Source organism: uncultured Desulfovibrio sp. (assembly GCF_944324505.1).
GTDB lineage: Bacteria > Desulfobacterota > Desulfovibrionia > Desulfovibrionales > Desulfovibrionaceae > Desulfovibrio.
Genome location: NZ_CALUWO010000004.1, coordinates 1 through 19612, shown reverse-complemented (window position 1 = coordinate 19612; position 19612 = coordinate 1). Strand labels below are relative to the sequence as shown.

General features: G+C 62.5%; 24 protein-coding genes, 1 other RNA gene and 1 CRISPR repeat array. Of the genes, 24 read left to right on the top strand and 1 reads right to left on the bottom strand.

Translation table 11 applies throughout. The features are described from left to right. The first annotated feature begins 233 nt into the window (after positions 1 to 233). From cas3 to cas2e, 8 genes are read left to right on the top strand one after another with little or no spacing between them, the layout of a single operon-like run. Positions 234 to 2750, top strand: a complete 2517-nt coding sequence (cas3, locus tag Q0J57_RS05855) for a CRISPR-associated helicase Cas3' (protein WP_297218216.1) — start codon at positions 234 to 236, stop codon at positions 2748 to 2750. Further along, complete coding sequence (gene casA / locus Q0J57_RS05850; RefSeq protein WP_297218214.1) at positions 2747 to 4303, top strand: type I-E CRISPR-associated protein Cse1/CasA; 1557 nt, start codon at positions 2747 to 2749, stop codon at positions 4301 to 4303. Before cas3 ends, casA begins: the two co-directional genes overlap by 4 nt. After that, positions 4300 to 4800 (top strand): type I-E CRISPR-associated protein Cse2/CasB, encoded by a 501-nt coding sequence (gene casB, locus Q0J57_RS05845; RefSeq protein ID WP_297218212.1) that lies wholly within the window; start codon positions 4300 to 4302, stop codon positions 4798 to 4800. Before casA ends, casB begins: the two co-directional genes overlap by 4 nt. Further along, positions 4797 to 5417 carry a type I-E CRISPR-associated protein Cas6/Cse3/CasE gene (gene cas6e, locus Q0J57_RS05840; RefSeq protein ID WP_297218210.1) on the top strand — a complete coding sequence of 207 codons (621 nt, stop codon included), beginning with the start codon at positions 4797 to 4799 and terminating at the stop codon, positions 5415 to 5417. The genes casB and cas6e overlap by 4 nt, the downstream gene beginning before the upstream one ends. 23 nt (positions 5418 to 5440) lie before the next feature. Beyond that, positions 5441 to 6466 (top strand): type I-E CRISPR-associated protein Cas7/Cse4/CasC, encoded by a 1026-nt coding sequence (cas7e, locus tag Q0J57_RS05835; protein ID WP_297218208.1) that lies wholly within the window; start codon positions 5441 to 5443, stop codon positions 6464 to 6466. Then, on the top strand, positions 6456 to 7121 hold the full coding sequence (gene cas5e, locus Q0J57_RS05830; RefSeq protein ID WP_297218206.1) for a type I-E CRISPR-associated protein Cas5/CasD: 666 nt from the start codon (positions 6456 to 6458) through the stop codon (positions 7119 to 7121). The genes cas7e and cas5e overlap by 11 nt, the downstream gene beginning before the upstream one ends. 3 nt (positions 7122 to 7124) lie before the next feature. Beyond that, complete coding sequence (gene cas1e, locus Q0J57_RS05825) at positions 7125 to 8036, top strand: type I-E CRISPR-associated endonuclease Cas1e (RefSeq protein ID WP_297218204.1); 912 nt, start codon at positions 7125 to 7127, stop codon at positions 8034 to 8036. Beyond that, positions 8017 to 8313 (top strand): type I-E CRISPR-associated endoribonuclease Cas2e, encoded by a 297-nt coding sequence (cas2e, locus tag Q0J57_RS05820; protein ID WP_297218202.1) that lies wholly within the window; start codon positions 8017 to 8019, stop codon positions 8311 to 8313. Before cas1e ends, cas2e begins: the two co-directional genes overlap by 20 nt. A gap of 50 nt (positions 8314 to 8363) precedes the next feature. Then, a CRISPR array of direct repeats spans positions 8364 to 10345; the repeat unit is 29 nt; unit sequence GTGTTCCCCACGCCCGTGGGGATGAACCG. Between the two features lie 202 nt (positions 10346 to 10547). On the opposite strand, the gene Q0J57_RS05815 is transcribed toward cas2e, so the two are convergent. Next, on the bottom strand, positions 10548 to 11234 hold the full coding sequence (locus tag Q0J57_RS05815; protein WP_297218200.1) for a S24 family peptidase: 687 nt from the start codon (positions 11232 to 11234) through the stop codon (positions 10548 to 10550). Positions 11235 to 11503: 269 nt separating this feature from the next. On the opposite strand from Q0J57_RS05815, the gene Q0J57_RS05810 reads away from it, so the two are divergent. The 16 genes from Q0J57_RS05810 (at position 11504) to Q0J57_RS05735 (ending at position 19578) form a co-directional block, all read left to right on the top strand. Beyond that, positions 11504 to 11848: a hypothetical protein gene (locus Q0J57_RS05810; protein WP_297218198.1), complete on the top strand. Its 345-nt coding sequence runs from the start codon at positions 11504 to 11506 to the stop codon at positions 11846 to 11848. 69 nt (positions 11849 to 11917) lie between these two features. Further along, entirely contained in the window at positions 11918 to 12343 is a 426-nt protein-coding gene (locus Q0J57_RS05805; RefSeq protein WP_297218196.1) for a hypothetical protein, read from the top strand. Beyond that, a complete protein-coding gene (locus tag Q0J57_RS05800) occupies positions 12340 to 12588 on the top strand; it encodes a hypothetical protein (RefSeq protein ID WP_297218194.1) in 249 nt (82 codons plus the stop codon). Before Q0J57_RS05805 ends, Q0J57_RS05800 begins: the two co-directional genes overlap by 4 nt. A gap of 14 nt (positions 12589 to 12602) precedes the next feature. Next, positions 12603 to 14714, top strand: a complete 2112-nt coding sequence (locus Q0J57_RS05795; RefSeq protein WP_297218192.1) for a Mu transposase C-terminal domain-containing protein — start codon at positions 12603 to 12605, stop codon at positions 14712 to 14714. A gap of 118 nt (positions 14715 to 14832) precedes the next feature. Further along, positions 14833 to 15573 carry an ATP-binding protein gene (locus Q0J57_RS05790; protein WP_297218188.1) on the top strand — a complete coding sequence of 247 codons (741 nt, stop codon included), beginning with the start codon at positions 14833 to 14835 and terminating at the stop codon, positions 15571 to 15573. A 4-nt stretch (positions 15574 to 15577) separates the two neighbouring features. Beyond that, positions 15578 to 16129, top strand: a complete 552-nt coding sequence (locus Q0J57_RS05785) for a hypothetical protein (RefSeq protein ID WP_297218186.1) — start codon at positions 15578 to 15580, stop codon at positions 16127 to 16129. Beyond that, complete coding sequence (locus Q0J57_RS05780) at positions 16122 to 16436, top strand: hypothetical protein (RefSeq protein WP_297218183.1); 315 nt, start codon at positions 16122 to 16124, stop codon at positions 16434 to 16436. Before Q0J57_RS05785 ends, Q0J57_RS05780 begins: the two co-directional genes overlap by 8 nt. Next, positions 16430 to 16636 carry a hypothetical protein gene (locus Q0J57_RS05775; protein ID WP_297218180.1) on the top strand — a complete coding sequence of 69 codons (207 nt, stop codon included), beginning with the start codon at positions 16430 to 16432 and terminating at the stop codon, positions 16634 to 16636. The genes Q0J57_RS05780 and Q0J57_RS05775 overlap by 7 nt, the downstream gene beginning before the upstream one ends. Positions 16637 to 16647: 11 nt before the next feature. Continuing rightward, positions 16648 to 17262, top strand: coding sequence for a DUF3164 family protein (locus Q0J57_RS05770; protein WP_297218177.1), 615 nt, complete (start codon positions 16648 to 16650; stop codon positions 17260 to 17262). Between the two features lie 10 nt (positions 17263 to 17272). After that, a complete protein-coding gene (locus Q0J57_RS05765) occupies positions 17273 to 17566 on the top strand; it encodes an HU family DNA-binding protein (protein WP_297218174.1) in 294 nt (97 codons plus the stop codon). Then, positions 17566 to 17632: hammerhead ribozyme type II (locus Q0J57_RS05760), an RNA gene on the top strand. Before Q0J57_RS05765 ends, Q0J57_RS05760 begins: the two co-directional genes overlap by 1 nt. An 8-nt stretch (positions 17633 to 17640) precedes the next feature. Continuing rightward, a complete protein-coding gene (locus Q0J57_RS05755; RefSeq protein WP_297218170.1) occupies positions 17641 to 17874 on the top strand; it encodes a hypothetical protein in 234 nt (77 codons plus the stop codon). Further along, on the top strand, positions 17864 to 18061 hold the full coding sequence (locus tag Q0J57_RS05750) for a hypothetical protein (RefSeq protein WP_297218167.1): 198 nt from the start codon (positions 17864 to 17866) through the stop codon (positions 18059 to 18061). The genes Q0J57_RS05755 and Q0J57_RS05750 overlap by 11 nt, the downstream gene beginning before the upstream one ends. Further along, positions 18058 to 18468, top strand: a complete 411-nt coding sequence (locus Q0J57_RS05745) for a regulatory protein GemA (protein ID WP_297218164.1) — start codon at positions 18058 to 18060, stop codon at positions 18466 to 18468. Before Q0J57_RS05750 ends, Q0J57_RS05745 begins: the two co-directional genes overlap by 4 nt. Continuing rightward, positions 18461 to 18970, top strand: coding sequence for a Mor transcription activator family protein (locus Q0J57_RS05740; protein ID WP_297218162.1), 510 nt, complete (start codon positions 18461 to 18463; stop codon positions 18968 to 18970). The genes Q0J57_RS05745 and Q0J57_RS05740 overlap by 8 nt, the downstream gene beginning before the upstream one ends. 83 nt (positions 18971 to 19053) lie before the next feature. Beyond that, a complete protein-coding gene (locus Q0J57_RS05735) occupies positions 19054 to 19578 on the top strand; it encodes a hypothetical protein (RefSeq protein WP_297218159.1) in 525 nt (174 codons plus the stop codon). The last annotated feature ends 34 nt before the right edge of the window (positions 19579 to 19612 follow it).

Here is a 19612-nt window from a genome sequence, read left to right as displayed (position 1 = left end):
GGCGCTACATTTTTTTTAGGAAAATCACCATGTTTTGCCTTTTGTGCCATGATTTTTCCCATGATGATGGAGACTTTTTGCTATGTCGTGAAAAAACGGATATCACTAAGCAAAAAGTATACATGCTCATGTTGTCCCGGGAATGTGAGGCACGGCTTTCTGTGGTAACGGACAAGGAACAGAGCGGCCGCCATATGGAAAAATTCCCGTCATAGCAAATGGAAGCATAGCGTATGAACCTTCCCCGACCACTCAATGACTGGGCCAAGACGCACGATGGCGCCCCCGGTATTTCTGTGCGTCAGCATCTGCTGACGGTAGCCAGGGTGACCATGGCCCTGCTGCACCGGTATCCGCACGTTTGTGAGCGCTGGCAGCTGACACCGCAGGCCCTGTGTTTTCTGGCGGCCAGCCACGATGTGGGCAAGCTTTCACTGGATTTTTTGCAGAAATCGCCGGTCTGGCTGGAACGGCAGGGACTGACGCAGGCGGCGGCCAGGGGAGGCTGGAAGGGCATCTATACCCGGCAGCACCCCCGCATATCCTGTGACAGCCTGCACTGCTTTCTTGCGGGTCTGCACGGTGTCAGCAAAAAGAGCGCTGCCTGCTGGGCGGCTGTGGCAGGAGCGCACCATGGCCGCATTGTCAAGCCGTATTCGTCCGCCACGCCTGTGCTTACGCCGACGGAGCGCCTTCTGGAAGAGGAGCGGCAGTCCTGCCTGCGGGAGTTGTGGGAGCAGTTCGGGCAACCGGAAATCCCGGATATCCAGGACAGGGAGGACCCGACCCTCTGGTGCGTGGCCGGACTGGTGACGCTGGCAGACTGGCTGGGATCCGACGAGCAGTTTTTTCCCCCGGACAGAACACTGGATGCGCATGAGCTGTGTCAGCGCGCCGCGATGGCGGTGGACGCCGTCGGTCTGGGATTGCCGCCGGTAACGCCAGGCCTCTCCTTTGCGGACATTTTTGCCGGTCGCAGGCCCTACCCGTTGCAGGAGATGGCCGCTGCCGCCATTACCGGCCCGGGCATACATATTATCGAAGCGCCCATGGGCATGGGCAAGACAGAGGCGGCACTGTGGGCCGCCTATCACCTGCTGGCGCAGGGCAGGGCGGAGGGCATTTTTTTTGCTTTGCCCACGCAGGCCACCAGCAACCGCATGTTTTTGCGTCTTGCGAATTTTGCGCAGCGCATTTGCCCCGGGGCCGCACCGGTCCAGCTTATCCACGGGCATTCCTGGCTGGAGGAAAACCTCAGGGCGCTGGTCTGTCCGGCGGCGCCCGATGCAGGACCCGATCCCTGCTGGTTTACCTCGGCACGGCGTGCCCTGTTTGCGCCCTTTGGTGTGGGCACGGTGGATCAGGCCCTGCTGGCAGTGCTGCCCGTACGGTATTTTGCGCTTCGCCGCTTTGCCCTGGCCGGCAAGGTGGTGATTGTGGATGAAGTGCATACGTATGACATGTATACCGGCACGCTGGTGCGCTACCTGTGCCATGAGCTGGAGCGCCTGGGCTGCACGGTTATCATCCTGTCCGCCACGCTCACGGAGGCAGCCCGCTGCTCCCTGCTGTCGCTGCCGCTGGAGGAGGAGCTGGCCCAGGCCCCGTATCCCCGTCTTAGCGGTGCCGTCGGCGGCAGTCCGCTGCCGGAGCGCTGTCCGCCATCCCTGCCGGACAGAACGGTGCATATTGAGCATCCAGACCGTGAGGCGGCTCTCACCAGGGCACTGACGCTGGCCGGAGAGGGGGCACAGGTATTGTGGGTCTGTGACACGGTAGCCCGTGCCCAGGAGGATTTCACAACCCTGTGCCAGCAGGCTGCCAGGCTGTCATGCCCTCCGGATATGGGGCTGCTCCATTCCCGATTTCCCTTTTTCCGGCGCGAGATGCTGGAACGATACTGGATGGACCGCCTGGGGCCGGCGGGCAGGCGGGAGCAGGGGGCCATCCTTGTTTCCACCCAGATTGTGGAACAAAGCGTTGACCTGGATGCCGACGTGCTTTTTTCCGAGCTGGCGCCTACAGACATGCTCTTGCAGCGGCTGGGCCGCCTGTGGCGGCATCTGCGAAAGGGACGCCCCGTGCCGTTTCCCCTGTTTGTGCTGTTGCGGGAAAGTGCGAGTTGCGAAGATTTCCGCCACATGGATGCTGCCGCCATTTGCGCCCGCCTGCGGGAAAAGGCGCTCGTGTATCGTCCCTATGTCCTGCTGCGCACGCTGGAGATATGGGAATCGCTGGAAAAACTGACGCTGCCTGCGGATATACGCAGTTTGATGGCGGCAACCTATGTGGAGAAGGAGGTGCCCCCGGGCTGGGAGCAGCTGTATGCCGAGCAGTACGGCAGGGAACTGGCGGATAGGCGCCTGGCAGAGATGCACACCAATGTCTGGCAGGCGGCACTGGATGATACGGCGAACCTGCGGACACGCCTCTCTGCCGATGATGCCCTCATGGTGCTGTGCACGGCACGGGATGGCAGGCGGCTTTCCCTGCTGGAGGGAGGCGAGATTGTGTTGCCTGCGGAGGACAGGCCGTCGCTGGCTGCGGCCAGGGCGCTGCACCGCAATACGGTGCGCATCCCCTGTTCGTGTCTGCGGGAAAAGCCGCAGGACAGGCAGCTGGCGCCCTATCATATTAATGGTTGCCTGCTGACAGGTGCCGGAGAGATGTCTGTTCCCCGGCTCAAACCCGGCAGGCGTCTGAGCTGGGATGACCAGCTGGGCCTTGTCATTCACAAGGAGGAACGATGAATCTTGTTGATGATCCGTGGATACCCTGCATACGGCGGGATGGCATGCGCTGTCTGGCCTCGCTGCGGGACTGTTTTGCGGATGACAGCATGGCGGATCTGGCCGTGCGGCCGCATGAACGCGTGGCCCTCATGCGTTTGCTGCTCTGCGTGAGTTATGCCGCCGTGGGCATTCCCGAAGATGATGACGGATGGGAGGACCTGCGGGAAGCTCTGCCCTCCGCTGTGCCGGCCTATCTGGACTCGTGGCGGGATTCTTTTGAACTCTTCCATCCCCAAAAGCCGTTCTTGCAGGTGGCCGGCCTGCGCAGCGCATCTGCCAGGGAAGAGCCTACGCCGTGCAGCAAGCTGGACTTTGCCCTGGCATCGGGAAACAACAGCACGCTCTTTGATCATGAGGCCCTGTCAGAACGGCACTTTTCCCCGGCATGGCTGGCACGCAACCTGCTAACATTTCAGATGTTCAGCCTTGGAGGGCTTATCGGCTCTGTGCACTGGGGGAAGACCGTGACAGGGCGTTCCTCCTGCGACGGACCATGCGCGGCAGCCTCCATGCTGCATACCTTTCTGCGTCGTGAGTCCCTGCGGGACAGCGTGCATGGCAATATGCTGTCCGAAGAGAGTCTGCCTGAGTATCAGCGCCTGGGCGAGGGATGGCAGGGGCGTCCCTTGTGGGAGCGCTTTCCCCGAAATCTGGATGACGAGGCGGCCATTCACAATGCCACCCAGACCTTTCTGGGTCGTATGGTGCCGCTGACGCGGGCAGTGCTGCTTGCTGAGACGGGGGCAGACATGGTGCTGGGTGACGGCTTGCCCTTTCCCTCCTTTACCAGCCCGCAGCGTCCTTTTCCGCCTGAGGTGACGGCCACGGTAACAGTGATCACCAGTGGCAAAAAGCAGGAACGGATTCTGCTTGGCGCCCAGCCAGGCAAAGCCATATGGCGGCAGCTGGCGGCTCTGACCGTCAGGCGGCATGCGGACGGGCTGGGAGGCTGCGCGGCACTGGCCCATTGTCGTGACGGGCAGGGGGCCGATCTGGTGGTCTGTGCGCTGTGCCGCGATCAGGCCGAGGTGGTGGATGCCGTAGAGTCTGTTTTCCATGTGCCTGGCGCCATGTTTCAGACGGAGGGGCACGCACTGTATGAAAGCGAGGTGAACCGGGCGGAATCCATTGCCCGCGGACTGGGTACAGCCGTGGAGCGCTATCGCCGTCTGGTGGATGGTGGCTGGGAGGGCCGGTTGAAACTGGCCGGTCCTCGAAAGGGCGAGGAACTGGTCCGGCTGAGAGCACAGGCCTTTTGCCTGTACTGGACGGCTGTGGAGGCGGGGCTGCCGCTGTTGTGGGCCATGATAGGCGCCTGCGGCGAGGCGGATTTTCCCGTGGCACGGCAAAGATGGATGCACCATTTGGGCGAAAGCGCGACGGCGGCCTATGCCGCAACCTGCGGCAGGGACAGGCAGCGACAGATGCGCGCCTTTGTCATGGGCCGTCGCGTGCTTGCGGGCGCACTGCGCACGTATCTGGAACACGACGAGAACAAGGAGGAAGCATGAGCGCCCTCATGGATTTTTTGTTGCGCAATGCAGGGAACCGCGGCGTGATGGCCACCTTGCGTGGCGCGCTGGTGGAAACGACAGAAATACGTGCCTGGCCCCTGCTGGCACATGTGGGGGGCATTGGTGACAGCCGGCAGGCCCGTGCCGTACGCACGGTGGCCGGACTGTTTGCCCTGCATCCACGGAACTGTGACGCCGGCAATATGGGAACAGTGTGCCGTCAGCTCTGTGGCGCTGACGAGAGACCGTGGGAGGAGGATGGCGCCCCAGGCCCCATGGGGCGGCGCCTGCTGTATCTGCTCAGTGCCGACAGGGATGAAATAGACGAGCGCGTCTGTCGCCTTGTGCGTCTGGCGGCCTCCAGGGACATTCCCGTCAACTATGCTGCCCTGGAAAGGGACCTGGCACAGTGGCCCCGGCCCCGTGAAGCCTGGGCGACGGCTTTCTGGACGCCGGCTGTGAAGGCGGCGGAAGAGGAAGGAGAGCGCGCATGACCTGGCTTGCACGTATGCAGCTGGACAGGACAGCCCTTGCCCGCTGCCGCTTTCGGGATGTCTATGCCTGGCATCAGGCGCTCTGGGAGTGTTTTCCCGGCATGCCCGATGCCAAAAGGGATTTTCTGACCCGTACCGACTGGTTGCCGCAGGGCTGCCAGGTGTACCTGCTGTGCCGCAGCAAGCCTGTCTGCCCCGGCTGGTGCCCTCCGGAATGCTGGGCTGTCAGGAGCATTGCGCCAACGTTCTTGCAGCATGATGCCTATGCCTTTGATCTGCTGGCCAATCCCACCCGCAAGGTGGCGGCCTTCACCGCCGACGGACAGCGTACCCGTAACGGCAGGCGTCTGGCGCTGCTGGACGAGGCTTCCCGCCTGGCCTGGATGCAAAACAAGGCCGCGCAGCATGGTTTTTGCCTGGATGGGCCACTGCGCATGGATGAGGCCGGCACCAGTGTTTTCTGGCGGCGTGCCCGTGCGGGCACGCATATCGGTGTTCGTTTTCGTGGACGACTCCAGGTCAGGGATCGGCAGGCTTTTCTGCATGCCTTTTATCATGGCATCGGCAGTGCCAAGGCCTTTGGCTATGGCATGCTTGTGCTGCAACCGCTTTTCTGAACTTCTTCAAAGGAGAAAGCCTCATGCGTCATCTTGAAGTCCATATTCTTCAGTCTGTTCCTGTGGCCTGCCTCAACCGGGATGACTTTGGCTCCCCCAAAACGGCATTGTTCGGCAATGTGCAGCGCGCTCGCGTTTCCAGCCAGTGCTGGAAACGCGCCGTGCGGGAAGCCATGCAGGCAGAGGCGCCGGCCCTCTTCAGCGGGCAGCGCACCCGGCTGATTCTCGAGCCGCTGGCGCGTCAGCTGCGGGAAGCGCATGGCTTTGCCGAGGACGATGCCCGCCAGGGGGCAGAAGCGCTTGGCACCGCCATCAACAAGCTGGATACGCCGCCTACCCGTGTAAAAACACTGTTTTTTACCTCGCCGCAGGAGCTGGCAAGCCTGGCAGCGGCCTACGCCGACACCAGGGATGCCAAGAAGGCCGTCAAGGCCCTGGCAAAACAGCCGCTCAAGGATGCTGCGGACATCGCCTTGTTCGGCCGTATGGTGGCCAATGACCATTCCCTGACGCTGGAAGGGGCGGCCATGTTCAGCCACGCCCTGTCCACGCACAAGGTTTCCAATGAAATAGATTTCTTCGCGGCCGTGGATGACCTGCAACCCGATGAGGAATCCGGCGCGGGGATGACCGGCACGCTGGAATTCAATTCCGCCACCTACTATCGCTTTGCGGCGCTGAATCTGGACCTGCTGGAGCAGCATCTGTCTGCCCTGTCCCAGGAGGAGCGGCAGGAGGTGGTGCGTCAGTTTGTGGCGGCCACGCTGTGTGCCATGCCTGGTGCGCGCCGCAACTCCATGAATGCCGCCACGCTGCCGTCTCATGTGCTGGTGGTGGTGCGGGAAAAGGGCCATCCCGTACAGCTGGTCAATGCCTTTGAAAAGCCCGTCTGGACACGGGGAGGCCTGATGGAGGAATCCCTTTCCCGCCTGGAAGCGGAATATGCCCGTCTGAAGTCGGTCTGGGGCATGGAGGCCGCGCTGGAATGTCGGATGCCGGAATCTTCTCTGCCTGAACTGCTGCGGGAGGTTGCGCGGTATGTGCGCTGAGACGGCGTGTCTGGCCTTGCGGCTGGAAGGTCCGTTGCAATCCTGGGGCACGTCCAGCCAGTATAACAGACGCCGGACAGACCTGCTGCCCTCGCGCAGTGCCATAACAGGCATGCTGTGTGCCGCCCTGGGGCTGGACAGGGGATCGTCAGGAGAGAGCACCTTTCTGAGGGAAATGGCTGCCGTTCATATGCTGGCCGTTGCCGTGCCCCGTTGTGCGGGGGAAAGCGTGCTTTCGGTGCAGCGTTTGGAGGATTATCACACGGTACAGCATACGGCCAAGGCTGATGGCAAGCTCAAGGACTGCCACATCACCCGGCGCCAGTACCTGCTGAACGCATCCTTCCGGGTTTTTCTCAGCGGGGACCGTTCCCTGCTGGAAAAAGCCGGGGCTGCTCTGCAAGATCCGGTGTGGGGCATTTGGCTGGGGCGCAAGGCCTGCCTTCCGACGGCTCCTGTTTTTGCGGGAATATATGCTGATGAACAGGCTGCTGTACGAGCCTTCGTGCCAGAAGGGATGGAGGGGTGTGCTTTTTCCCGGGATGCGGCCTCCTTTGCGGAGGGAACGGATAGTGTGGCGGATATGCCACTGTGTTTTGCCTCCTCGGCGCGGTCCTTTACCTTGCGTCGGATACGCTGGGAAAGTGGAGAATAGCGCATGCGTCTCGATTCGGAAGTCATTCCCCTGCGAGAACGCAGTGCCATGCTCTTCTTGCGTTGTGGTCGCCTGGATGTGGAAGATGGTGCCCTGGTCCTGGCGGAGGCCACCGGCGTGCGCATGCAGATTCCCCTGGGCGGGATAGCTTGTCTCCTGCTGGAACCGGGAACCACAGTCACCCATGCGGCCGTAGCCCTGGCTGCCGATTGCGGCACGCTCCTGCTCTGGATAGGCGAGGGCGGCGTGCGCCTGTATTCCGCAGGGCAGCCTGGTGGAGCGCGGTCAGACAAGCTGCTGTATCAGGCAAAACTTGCCCTGACAGACGAGCTGCGCTTGCGCGTCGTTCGGGCCATGTATCGGTTCCGTTTCGGGGATGAGCCGCCCCGGCGGCGCAGTATTGAACAGCTGCGTGGTATTGAAGGGGTTCGTGTCAGAACGCTGTACAAGGAGCTGGCTGCACGGTACAGGATTAGCTGGGGGCGGCGCAGTTATGATCCCGGAAACTGGGACGCTGCTGATCCCGTCAACAAGGCTGTCAGTGTGGCCAATCACTGCCTGTATGGTATTTGCGAAGCGGCGGTACTTGCGGCAGGATACGCCCCGGCCATCGGATTCATTCATACAGGCAAGCCGCTTTCCTTTGTGTATGACGTGGCTGACCTGTTCAAGTTTGATACGGTCATACCGGTGGCCTTTCGGACCGTTGCCGAAAAAAGCCATGACATTGCCCGCGATGTACGATTGCGCTGTCGTGATATGTTTCGGGAGCAGAAGTTGCTGCGTCGTATCATTCCGGTTATGGAGGAGGTGTTGGCTGCTGCCGGAGAGCCGTTGCCACAGGCACATCCAGAAGCTGTACCCGTGGCCTTTCCTGAAAAAAAGGGGTTGGGGGATGCTGGTCATCGTTACTGAAGCGGCCCCGCCCCGCCTGCGGGGCTATCTGTCACGCTGGCTGCTGGAAGTACGGGCGGGGGTGTACCTGGGGGACTATTCCGTCCGCGTCCGGGAAAAACTATGGAAGGTCGTCAGCCGTGAGATACTGGAGGGCAATGCCGTCATGGCCTGGAGTGCCAATAGCGAGTCGGGATTTGCTTTTGTCACGACAGGCAAGAATCGCAGGGAACCTGTAGACTGGGAGGGGTTTTCTCTGGTGCGCTTTGTGCCGGAACGGCCCGAAACGGATCGGTAGATTTGTGCATATATCATACTATAGCGATATTATTACTTTTTTTCGGAAGAGTGTTCCCCACGCCCGTGGGGATGAACCGGCCTTTTTTTGCCGGTGCCTGACGGGCAACAGGTGTTCCCCACGCCCGTGGGGATGAACCGCCGCGCGGGAAATTCGCGCGCAGGGGGGAGGGGTGTTCCCCACGCCCGTGGGGATGAACCGCGGTTCCCGATCTGCTGCCGACGGTAGTCTATGTGTTCCCCACGCCCGTGGGGATGAACCGGCCATTGAGGAATACATCCGGGCCGGCAGGGAGTGTTCCCCACGCCCGTGGGGATGAACCGGATTTCCTCCACCGCACCAGTCACCGGGTCCGGTGTTCCCCACGCCCGTGGGGATGAACCGCCTTGCAGTAGTCGTCCCAGGTCTTGATTCTGGTGTTCCCCACGCCCGTGGGGATGAACCGTGACACATCACCAGGTCAATGACGGCCTGCCGGTGTTCCCCACGCCCGTGGGGATGAACCGAAATAAAAAAGCCCCACCGGGGGCGGGGCGTAGTGTTCCCCACGCCCGTGGGGATGAACCGCAAAAACGCGCAACCTGCTGAAATAACAGGATGTGTTCCCCACGCCCGTGGGGATGAACCGATTATTTAACTGGTGTAGTAATAAAATTTATAGTGTTCCCCACGCCCGTGGGGATGAACCGACTGGTAGAGGATGAAATAGATTATATAAATGGTGTTCCCCACGCCCGTGGGGATGAACCGGGTAGTAAGTTAAAAAAGAGGTAAGGAGGGTAGTGTTCCCCACGCCCGTGGGGATGAACCGATTTATATAGAATATTGTAATAAAGAGATAAAAGTGTTCCCCACGCCCGTGGGGATGAACCGTTTGATGAAATGGTGAATGTTTTGGTGAAAAAGTGTTCCCCACGCCCGTGGGGATGAACCGATTTATGATGGAAGAATGGTAGAGGATGAAATGTGTTCCCCACGCCCGTGGGGATGAACCGAGTTAGAGAAATGGAATAAAAAGAGGAAAGATGTGTTCCCCACGCCCGTGGGGATGAACCGGCCCCGCAGGGCACGCCGCTGAACATCGCCCCGTGTTCCCCACGCCCGTGGGGATGAACCGCGCAGTTCCGTGCCCGTCGGCATGGTCTTGCTGTGTTCCCCACGCCCGTGGGGATGAACCGACGCTCCAGGCCACGGCGTATACCATCACGTTGTGTTCCCCACGCCCGTGGGGATGAACCGGTCTGGATATACCGGAAACTCGGTCTGCACGTGTGTTCCCCACGCCCGTGGGGATGAACCGGACGGGCTAGTTATAGGCTTCAAAAACTCCCAGTGTTCCCCACGCCCGTGGGGATGAACCGCCGGGCAACAACTTTTTCACGGATGCCGTTTTGTGTTCCCCACGCCCGTGGGGATGAACCGGTCCTTGGCTTCCAATCCGCCGATACTGCCCTGTGTTCCCCACGCCCGTGGGGATGAACCGGCGGAAGGGGGGCCAGTCTACCGTGATACGGCGTGTTCCCCACGCCCGTGGGGATGAACCGGGTATAGGCAATGAAACAAGAAAGCTGTGGAAGTGTTCCCCACGCCCGTGGGGATGAACCGTCCAGAGCTTTTGCCCGGGCGCTGCTTTTGACGTGTTCCCCACGCCCGTGGGGATGAACCGTTTTTGCCGTTTGGTCGGTATCTTCGTAATAAGTGTTCCCCACGCCCGTGGGGATGAACCGAATCGTACATCACCAATGCGGGCGCTGCGGAAGTGTTCCCCACGCCCGTGGGGATGAACCGGGTATGCTCATGCAGTTTGTTCGGCGCACTGAGTGTTCCCCACGCCCGTGGGGATGAACCGCATTCGAACAGAGCGGTCTGCCAGTCCACTTCGTGTTCCCCACGCCCGTGGGGATGAACCGGACTGCGGCACACGCGGCAGGGCGTAGCCGCCGTGTTCCCCACGCCCGTGGGGATGAACCGTAGTGAACACGCTGTTCACTGACGAGTGGTACGTGTTCCCCACGCCCGTGGGGATGAACCGCTAACACAACGACAGGAGGCCAGACTAGGGGAGCGATAATATTGGCAGCGGGGACCAAGTCCGTCACCTGGGCGTAAGGCCGCGACGGTCAAGGAATTTCGGGCGCAGAGGCCCTAAAATGAAAACGCGCGAACGTGCATCATTTCTGCACACGTTCGCGCGTTTTTTGCGCTTTTATTGGCAGCTGGCGAACAGCTTTCTATCAGTATTCCCGGCCGCTCCAGAGAACCTGGCCAATAACGCGGAAGGCGTCGCGCTGCTGATCGCGGATGTCCAGCTCCACGGGCGGATATGCCGGATTGGCACTTTTCAGAATGACCTTGCCGGGCAGCATATCCACCCGCTTGAGGTAGATCGCTTCCTCGAACCTCACCGCATAGATACGGCCAGGAAGGATATCTGTCTTCGACTGGTCCAGTAACACCACATCATCATTCAGTATTTCCGGCTGCATGGAATCGCCGGACACCCGCATGAGGACCATATTGTCCGGGTTTCCCTTTCTGTGCAGGAAATCCGAACGGAAAGCATAGGATCGCTCACTGTTGCCATCTGTTTGCAGGCTTCCCTGGCCCGCAGAGAGCCGGGCCTCGACCATAGGAATCAGGATCAAGTCCACATCGCACGGGCCTACGGCTTTCTGCTGTGAGGCCTGGGGCATGTCGTCCCGGCGCATGGGGCCGCGGCCGAAAAACAGCCAGTCAGAGCAGACCCCAGATTTTTCAGCGTAAAACTGAATCCAGGCAGGAGGAACCTCTCCTCGTTTACGTGCGCCGTTGACCGACTGGGGCGTAATACCCAGGGCACGGGCCAGTTCTGAGTCGTTTTTGCTGTTCGAAGCGGTCAGAAGGCGCCCCATAATGGCATCGAAAGAGTTCGCAGATGTCATGTAACACTCCGAATTGACAGCCGAAGTTTACACCACTCGTTTTTATTTTAAATTCAAGACGTTAGAAATGACAAAAATTTTTAACTCCGAACTGAAAAATTTTCTTGAAATTTTAAGTCTCTAGCTGTAGAAAAAACGAGTGGCAGTTAGCTTTCTAAGTCAAACACAAACTAACGCCCGACAGCCTTCCGGTCAACGTCTCTGTGGACGTTGAAAATGGACCGGCCATTCCACCTCAAGCCCCGTCATGGACGGAAAGGGAATGCCCCATGAATATCACCAGCCCCGCCAAGCTGCTGTTTGGCCCCCGTCTTACCCGTTGCCCCCACCACATCACTTCCCCCTTTGGCCTTTTCTACACCCATGCCAGCCGTGTGCAGAAATTTCTGGACAGTGCCCGCGAGGAGCTGAAGGCCTATTTCGGAAACTACGACTACACCATCCGGCGAGTGCCCGGCGCGGCCCGGAACAGCAAGTACGAGATCCGCGCCAATTATACGCTGCGCGGTGAGCACCGGTATTTTGTGGACGGGCGCGGCCGCACGCCTGCCGAGGCCCTGCTTTCGGTCAATCAGATGCGGGAGTTTCTCCGCAAGCTGGCCATCCTTGCCTGAGCTGCTTTCCCACTGGCGGGCAGTGCCCGAGGCTGCCTGCCGGGAACGAAAACGGACCACGAGGACAGCATGAAACAAGCCTCCCTTTTTGACGGATATGCCGCACTGGCGGGAGCCATACCGTCCATCAAGGCCGCCATGCGCGAAGCCGCCAAAGCCCCGACTTGCGATGGCCGCAAGGCGTTGCCGGACATGATGAACGAGCTGGCCGTGCTGGCGGGCGTAAAGCTGACCAAGGGCAATGCAGCGGCCTTCAGCAAGGCAACGCTGGACAAGATGCTTTCGCCCTCGGACGCCACGCACCCGCCGTCCATTCTGGCGCTGCTGGCCTTTTGCGCGGCGGCACGCAATGCGGAGCCGCTGCGGGTCATGCTGCGCTGCGTGGGCATGGACATCATGACGGAAGAAGACCGTAAGCTGGCGGAATACGCCCGCACCCTGATCCAGCAAAAGAAGATGAAGAAACAGCTGCGCAAGCTGGAGGACGAACTATGAGCCTGACCTATGCCCAAAAAATGGCCCTGGGGGCCAAGCGTGCTCTTTATCGCCGCCGCTTGCAGGAAGTGCTGGACGCGCAGGGCCTGAACGGCGCGGCTCTGGCCAGGCAGCTGGGCATATCCGACGTAGCTGTGTACCGGACGCTGTCCGGCAAGCTGCACAGCCCCACAGTACTGGACTGGCTGCGTGCCCACGGCGCGCCGGAAAAATATCTTTGTGATCCCCGCACCCTTGACCAGTAAAAGGATGACCTGCCGTGGCCGCCATCGAAACCACCTACAGCGCGCAAGACCTGGCCCGCCTGCTGGGCGTCTCCGACCGCTGGATACAGCTGCGCGCCAAGCGCGAGGGCTGGCAGGCGCTGCCCCGCACTGGGCGGGGCGGTGGCAAGCTGTGGGTGGTTTCCTCCATGCCTGCGGCAATGCGGGACAGGCTGGCCTCGGCCCTGCTGCGCCAGCCTGCCGTCATCAGCGGGGAAGGTGCAGTTTGCGCACCTATTGGCAGCAATGTTTGCGCGTCTATTGGCACGGATGCCGGCAAGCCGGCCCTTTCTGACAGAGAACGTGCCATTGTGACGGCCCGTCTGGCCTTCTGCCGCGAACTGGACCGCATCGCACCGCTGGTGGGCAAAAAGGCGGCCGTGGCGCACCTGGTCACCTCGTCCCGCCTGGGGCAGCTGCCTCCCGTGCTCATGGAACAGCTGGCCGTGGCCTTTGCCCGCCGCCGTGCTGACAGTCTGAGCACGCGCACGCTCTATCGCTGGTATGCCGAGTATCTGGCGGGAGGGGAGGGCGGTCTTGCCCCCAGGCGCACAGCAGTCAAGCCCCCCGCGTGGGCTGCCGAATTTCTTTTCCACTACCAGAAGCCGCAGCATCCCACCGTGGCACTGGCCCACGCCGAGCTGTGCCGAGCCATGCGCCAGCGCGGCGAGCTGCCGCCCAGCGTCCATGCCTGCCGCCGCCTGCTGGCCAAGATGAGCCGGCCTGAGCGCGAGGCCGGACGGGCCACGGGCAATGCCCTGTTGAAGCTGCGCCCCCACCAGCGCCGCGACACCTCGGAGCTGTGGCCCACTGATGTGTATACGGCGGACGGCACAACATTTGACGCGGAGGTGCTGCACCCTGACCACGGCCAGCCCTTCAAGCCGGAAATCACGGCCATCCTGGACGTGGCCACGCGCCGCTGCGTGGGCATCTCCGTGGCTCTGTCCGAAAGTGCCCTGACCGTGCTGGACGCCCTGCGCATGGCCTGCTGTTACGGCGGCGTCCCGGCCCTGTTCTACAGCGACGGCGGGCCGGGCTATGTCAACCGTCTGTTGCTGGACGACCGCACGGGCATGATGACGCGCCTGGGTATCACACCTGTCAACGCCATTCCGGGCCGCCCGCAGGGCAAGGGCCTTATGGAACGGGCGGTCAAGACGCTCTGGGTACGGGCGGCGCAGGGGCTGACCAGCTATACCGGCGCGCTCATGGACGGGGACGCGGCCCACCGCAATTTCAAGCTCTCGCGGTCCGCCCTCAAGGCGGGCAAGCGGGCCGTGCTGCCCAGCTGGGAAGAGTTCAAGCGCCACATCCTGGCCCGTGTGGAGGAATACAACACCACGCCGCACCGGGGACTTCCCCGCTACCGGGACGCGCAGGGCCGCCTGCGCCACTACAGCCCGGAGGAATACTGGCAGACCTTCACGGCGCGGGGCTTCGCGCCGGTGCGCGTGCCGCAGGGCGTGGAGGTCGAGCTGTTCATGCCGGGCGCGCGCCGCGTCACCCGCAACGGCTGGCTGCAATTCTATTCCGGCCGCTACTACGCGCCGGAGCTGGCGGAGTTTCACGGGGAGGCCGTGGAAGTCCGGTACGACATCTGGGATGCCGGGCGCGTCTGGTGCTGGACGCTGGACGGCCGCCCCATCTGCGAGGCCACGCTGGAAGGCAATTCGCGCCCCTATTTCGAGCAGAGCCGCGTGGAAGCCGCCCGCGAGAAGCGGGCACGGGCGCAGGTCAGGCGGCTGGACGCCAAGCTGCAACGTGTGGCCCCCGGCGCGACCATCATTCTGCCGGAAAGCAGGGACAACAGGCCGGACACGGCCGTCAGCTGTGCCGACAGCACGGCCCCGACGCTGGCCCCGGCCGCCGCAGGGGAGAGCATCACCATCGCGGGCGCGGCGCCCACGCCGGAAGCGGTACCGGAAGCTGTGCCGGAAGTTGCGCCAGTCCGGCCCCTCTTTGCCAGCACGCACGAGCGCTACCGCTGGCTTATGCAGCATCCCGATGCCCGGACGGATGCTGACAGCGTCTGGCTGCGCGACTACCGCCGGGGCGAGGAATACGCCGATCTGAAAGACCTCTATGCCGCCGAGGGCATAGAATAGAGCGGCCCGCAAGAAAGGGCCGCAGGTGGACGCGAGAGCGGACACCCGCGCCCAAGCAGGCGGGGAAACCGCGTTTTTCCCGCTATGCGCGGGCAGCGCAACCTATTGGGAGGACAGAATGAAAAAAGCCTTCGTGAAGACCGAAAACTACGCCCGTTTCGCCGCCGGTGTGAAAGCCGTGGAACAGCGCGGGGCCGCCGAGGCGGGCATGATGCTGGTGCATGGCCAGCCGGGCTACGGCAAGTCGCACATTGTCTACCGCTGGGCCGAGGAAGCCGGGGCCGTGTATTTACGCGCCAATGTGGACTGGACGCCCAAGTATTTTCTGGTGGAGCTGTGCAAGGCCCTGAACATCGATGGGCGCGGCACGGCGCAGGCCCTGTTCGAACGCTGCCTGCGCGTTCTGGTGGAACGGCAGTGCCCCATCATTATTGACGAGGCCGAGTTCACCCTGTCGTCCAATGCCGCCGTGCTGGAAAAGGTGCGCGACTTTTCCGACCGGGCCGAGGTGACGGTCATCCTTATAGGCATGGAACAGATCCAGCGCTCCATTGCCCGGCACAAGCAGATCAGCAGCCGCATTGCGCAGGTGGTGGAGTTTGGCCCCTGTTCGGCGGCGGACGTGGCGCTGTCCTGCAAGCAGCTGTGCGACTACCAGCTTTCACCCGGCATGACGGCCGAGGTGCTGCGCCTGTCTGGCGGGCGCATGCGTGACGTGCTGAACATCCTGGCCAATATCGAGCGTATCGCCGCCACCAATGGCCTTTCTGGCCAGCTGGACGTGCCGCAGTTTGCGGGCGTGGCGCTGACCCATGACTGGCAGAGCCGCACGGCCAAGACCGTGCGCAAGGCAGGGTAGGGGCATGGCAAACACTACCCTGGCGGAAAAGGTCATGACCATTCTGGCCGCAGACGGCCCCCAGTACACCCGGCAGCTGGCGGCCGCACTGGAGAGCCAGGCCGAATGCGTGCGTCAAGTCTGTGTCTGCCTGCGCCAAAAAAAGCTGATCCGCTCCGAAGGCGGGCTGCATAGCCTGAGCAAAGAGGGCAGGGCACTGCTGAAGCGCGGCGGCTTCATCCCCTGCCAGCGCAAGGGGCGCAGTGCCACCAGCGCCGGGCGTACCCTGCGGCAGCGGGCCTGGAGCGTCATGCGCATGGCCGACCACTTTACCGTGGACAGCCTCATGCAGACCGTGTGCGACGGCGATGAAGGCAATGCCGAGGACAACCTGAAAAAATACTGCCAGGCCCTGCACCGGGCGGGCTTTCTGGGCCGGACGGCCCGCACCCGCGCCTATTTTCTGCGGGCAGAGGCCAATACCGGCCCCCTGGCCCCGGCCTACAACCGGGTGGAAAAATGCGTCACTGACCGCAACACGGGAAAGACCCATCCGCTGGAGGCCGCCCATGCGTGACCATGCCCGCCGCCTGCTGCACGAGGCCATAGCCGCCCACGGAGTGGCCGCCACGGCCCGCCGCCTGGGCGTGGCCAGAGCCAGCCTGTCCCTGCTCTACCATGACAAGTACCCCGGCGGCACGGCCCGCATGGAGGAACGCATCCTGCGTGTGCTGGCCAGCCCCTGCCCGGTCTATGGCGGCCCCTGGGGGCAGGATATCTGCGCCGAACGGCGCGCGGCCCCCATGCCCACATCCAACCCCTATGCGCTCCGCCAGTGGCGGGAGTGCCGGAACTGCAACAACGGGAGGAACACATCATGCTGAGTCATAACCTGTTTTCCTGCGCAGCCAGCATCAGCGTGCTGGCCGGGCGGGTAAGTGCCGCACAGTGGGCCTTTTTGCAACTGTTGCAGGATACTCTGCGGGATCAGGCCCGGCAGGCGCGCCAGCTTGAAGAGCGCCTGCCGCTGCCTACGCCCGACACCTGCCGGATCATCCGGCGACCTGACCAAGATGCCATCTAGAGGAGGATTTCATGGAACAGACACAGATTCCCGACGGCTACAGGGAAGATGCGCGCGGCTGCCTCATCCCCGTGGAACAGATCAAGGAAATTGACCTGGCCCGCGATGAACTGGTGCGCGAGAAGGTAGGCAAGGTCAAGGCCATGCAGCAGGAACTGCGGGCGCTCAAGCAGGAACTGATGGGCGATATTGCCGCCTTTGTGGAGCTGTCTGCCGAGCGCTACGGCGCCAGACTGGGCGGGGACAAGGGCAACATCACCTTGCAGACCTTTGACGGGCGCTACCGCATCAAGCGTCAGACCAGCGAGAGCATCGGCTTTGACGAGGGCCTGCGGGCGGCCAAGGCGCTCATTGACGAATGCCTGGAGGAATGGAGCCGCGACAGCCCCTCGCCCCTGCGGGTCATTGTGGAGCAGGCCTTTCAGATCAACAAGGAGGGCCGCATCAATACCAATGCCATTCTGGGCCTGCGCCGTCACAAGATTGATGACGAGCGCTGGCAGCGGGCCATGCAGGCCATTGGCGACAGCCTGCAAATTCTGGACAGCAAGGCCTATGTGCGCGTGTACGAGCGGGACGGGCAGGGCAGGTATCAGGCCATCCCGCTGGATATGGCCGCCCTGTAGGAGGTGCAAAATGACCAGAGAGGAACTTGCCAGAGAAGTAACGCGCCTGGCGCGCGGCCGTGAGGACCGCTCCCTGTGCCTGGCCGACGTGGAAGCCGTGCTGAAGATGCTGGGCGCCGTGGCCGCCCGGGAACTGACCGCCGGCGGCGAGGTGCCCCTGCCCGGTCTGGGCAAGCTCAAAACAAAGGATCGCGCCGCCCGCATGGGGCGCAATCCCCGTACCGGCGCGCCCCTGTACATCCCCGCGTGCCGGGTGGTGGTCTTCGCCCCCAGCGAAAAGCTGAACCTTGGCTTGAAGAAATAGTGCGAAACGCCCCCTTTGCGGGGCGTCGTCCGGCGGTGGCGCGCCGGGCCTGACGAGCAGCCCAAGGAGACCACATGCCAGCCAAACACCACGGGAAAGCCCGACACACCACCGCGTACTATATCCGCGTGCTGGACCGTCTGGCCCATCGCCCGCCCTGTGCCTTTATCCACTTTGAGGGCTTTGCCAGGGGCACCGCAATGTGCGGACAGTATGACCCCCGGTACGGCTGCCGGCCGTGTGAGGTGCGCGAGGCCATGGAATATGTCGATGACCTCATGGCACGGGAGGCCGCCCATGAACACTAGCGAGCGCTTTGTGCTGTGCACCACCTTTGCCGGCGCCTGGCTCATCCGGGACAGAAAGGATGACAGCCCGGTATGCCTCATCTTCTACGGCGGCCGTGGCATGGAAAAGACCAGGGCCATGGCCGATGTGATGCGGCATGCCCTCAACGCCGCCGTGACCCAGCCCGCCCGAAGGGAGAAGCCATGACCAATGCCACACTGCGCGCGGGCCTCGTGGCCAGCGTCAAAATTGCCCAGAAAGACCTGGGCCTGGATGATGCCACCTACCGCTCCCTGCTTCAGGCCGTCACCGGGCAGAACAGCGCCGCCCGCTGCACCGTGCCCCAGCTGAAAGCCATGCTGGCCGAGCTGCGGGCCAAGGGCTGGACCCCGCGCCCGCGCAACATCCCGCAGGAGCTGCGCCCCCTGCACGCCAAAATTTCAGCCCTGTGCGCCTCGCTGGAGCGCCCCCTGTCCTATGCGGATGCCATCATCCGCCGCCAGACACGGGGCACGGCCTGCCTGCGCACGGCCAGCCGCGCCCAGCTGACGGCCTGTGTGGCAGCCCTGGTGCGCCAGCAGGGGCGCGAAAAGAAGGAGGAAAATCATGCCTGACAGCCGCCTGCGCATGGCGGACTATTTTGACGCCATGCGTGCCTCGGAAAACTGGCTGCCGTCCCTGCGGCAGCTGGACGAAACCAGACTGCCCCGCGCCGTGCGCGGGCTGGTGCGCCTCATCGGCCTGCCCGCCACCCTGAAACTGGTGGAGGACTTCGGCGGCCTGACCCTGCGCCTGCCCGTGGGCGCACGGGAAGTGGGGCAGGCCCTGCTGGAAGACCTGGCCCGGCGCATTGGCCCGGAGGCCAGCCGCATACTGGCCCGGCACTACGCTGCAACGCCGCTTTATGTGCCCAATTGCAAACCGGCCCTGCTGCGCGCCCGCGATGCGTCCCTGCTGGCAGACCGCCAGCGCCTGGCAGGCGAGGGCCTGTCGGAACGGCAGATTGTGCAGTGCCTGGCCATCCGCTACCGCCTGTCAGAGCGGCACGTGTGGACCATCCTCAAAAAGCCGCCGCCAGAAAGGGATGCCCCGCATCAGCAGGGGAGCCTGCTGTAAGCTGCACGAACGTCCCGCGCACTGCGGGACTTTCTTTTTTGCCGATTTTCTATAGACTAGCCTGTAACTTTCTGGAGGAGAATATGAAAGAACTTTTCCTGACCCTGGCCCTGGTCATGTGCTGGGCAGTGACCGCCTTTGCCGCCGGGCAGATCAACGACCTGACCCTGAACAATGTGGAAGACAAGCTCGTCGCCTTCAACAAGACGTACAATGGCACCTGGTCGCCCCAGCTGGCCAAGGAAGATGCCGCCGCCACCTGGTACAGTCTGAGCCGTACCACGGCTCTTGCCGCCGGGCATGAGGCCGGCGCCAAAAAGGTCAACCGCATCCAGTTCTTCGTCAGCAAGGACGAACGCATCCCCAGCGAGGACAGCCGCCGGATGCGGTATATTGACGACATGATGTACGCTGCGCGGGCGGCGGCAAGTCTGTGCATGCCTGGCTTTGACAAGGATCAGAAACAGGTGGATGCCCTGTATGATGCTGCCACCTATTCCAACCAGGCCATCCTGCATGGCGAAAAAAATGTCTTCACCTTGGGGAAATACCAGTTTTCGGCTGTGATCATTGACGGCATTTACACCATTTGGGCCGAAAAAAAGTAGCGGGCAGCACCGCACGGCATATAGGCAAGGCGGC

Excerpts from the sequence above, each read along its gene's own strand:
- cas3 (WP_297218216.1), top strand. The coding sequence starts at position 234 with ATGAACCTTCCCCGACCACTCAATGACTGGGCCAAGACGCACGATGGC.
- casA (WP_297218214.1), top strand. The coding sequence starts at position 2,747 with ATGAATCTTGTTGATGATCCGTGGATACCCTGCATACGGCGGGATGGC.
- casB (WP_297218212.1), top strand. The coding sequence starts at position 4,300 with ATGAGCGCCCTCATGGATTTTTTGTTGCGCAATGCAGGGAACCGCGGC.
- cas6e (WP_297218210.1), top strand. The coding sequence starts at position 4,797 with ATGACCTGGCTTGCACGTATGCAGCTGGACAGGACAGCCCTTGCCCGC.
- cas7e (WP_297218208.1), top strand. The coding sequence starts at position 5,441 with ATGCGTCATCTTGAAGTCCATATTCTTCAGTCTGTTCCTGTGGCCTGC.
- cas5e (WP_297218206.1), top strand. The coding sequence starts at position 6,456 with ATGTGCGCTGAGACGGCGTGTCTGGCCTTGCGGCTGGAAGGTCCGTTG.
- cas1e (WP_297218204.1), top strand. The coding sequence starts at position 7,125 with ATGCGTCTCGATTCGGAAGTCATTCCCCTGCGAGAACGCAGTGCCATG.
- cas2e (WP_297218202.1), top strand. The coding sequence starts at position 8,017 with ATGCTGGTCATCGTTACTGAAGCGGCCCCGCCCCGCCTGCGGGGCTAT.
- Q0J57_RS05815 (WP_297218200.1), bottom strand. The coding sequence starts at position 11,234 with ATGACATCTGCGAACTCTTTCGATGCCATTATGGGGCGCCTTCTGACC.
- Q0J57_RS05810 (WP_297218198.1), top strand. The coding sequence starts at position 11,504 with ATGAATATCACCAGCCCCGCCAAGCTGCTGTTTGGCCCCCGTCTTACC.
- Q0J57_RS05805 (WP_297218196.1), top strand. The coding sequence starts at position 11,918 with ATGAAACAAGCCTCCCTTTTTGACGGATATGCCGCACTGGCGGGAGCC.
- Q0J57_RS05800 (WP_297218194.1), top strand. The coding sequence starts at position 12,340 with ATGAGCCTGACCTATGCCCAAAAAATGGCCCTGGGGGCCAAGCGTGCT.
- Q0J57_RS05790 (WP_297218188.1), top strand. The coding sequence starts at position 14,833 with ATGAAAAAAGCCTTCGTGAAGACCGAAAACTACGCCCGTTTCGCCGCC.
- Q0J57_RS05785 (WP_297218186.1), top strand. The coding sequence starts at position 15,578 with ATGGCAAACACTACCCTGGCGGAAAAGGTCATGACCATTCTGGCCGCA.
- Q0J57_RS05780 (WP_297218183.1), top strand. The coding sequence starts at position 16,122 with ATGCGTGACCATGCCCGCCGCCTGCTGCACGAGGCCATAGCCGCCCAC.
- Q0J57_RS05775 (WP_297218180.1), top strand. The coding sequence starts at position 16,430 with ATGCTGAGTCATAACCTGTTTTCCTGCGCAGCCAGCATCAGCGTGCTG.
- Q0J57_RS05770 (WP_297218177.1), top strand. The coding sequence starts at position 16,648 with ATGGAACAGACACAGATTCCCGACGGCTACAGGGAAGATGCGCGCGGC.
- Q0J57_RS05765 (WP_297218174.1), top strand. The coding sequence starts at position 17,273 with ATGACCAGAGAGGAACTTGCCAGAGAAGTAACGCGCCTGGCGCGCGGC.
- Q0J57_RS05755 (WP_297218170.1), top strand. The coding sequence starts at position 17,641 with ATGCCAGCCAAACACCACGGGAAAGCCCGACACACCACCGCGTACTAT.
- Q0J57_RS05750 (WP_297218167.1), top strand. The coding sequence starts at position 17,864 with ATGAACACTAGCGAGCGCTTTGTGCTGTGCACCACCTTTGCCGGCGCC.
- Q0J57_RS05745 (WP_297218164.1), top strand. The coding sequence starts at position 18,058 with ATGACCAATGCCACACTGCGCGCGGGCCTCGTGGCCAGCGTCAAAATT.
- Q0J57_RS05740 (WP_297218162.1), top strand. The coding sequence starts at position 18,461 with ATGCCTGACAGCCGCCTGCGCATGGCGGACTATTTTGACGCCATGCGT.
- Q0J57_RS05735 (WP_297218159.1), top strand. The coding sequence starts at position 19,054 with ATGAAAGAACTTTTCCTGACCCTGGCCCTGGTCATGTGCTGGGCAGTG.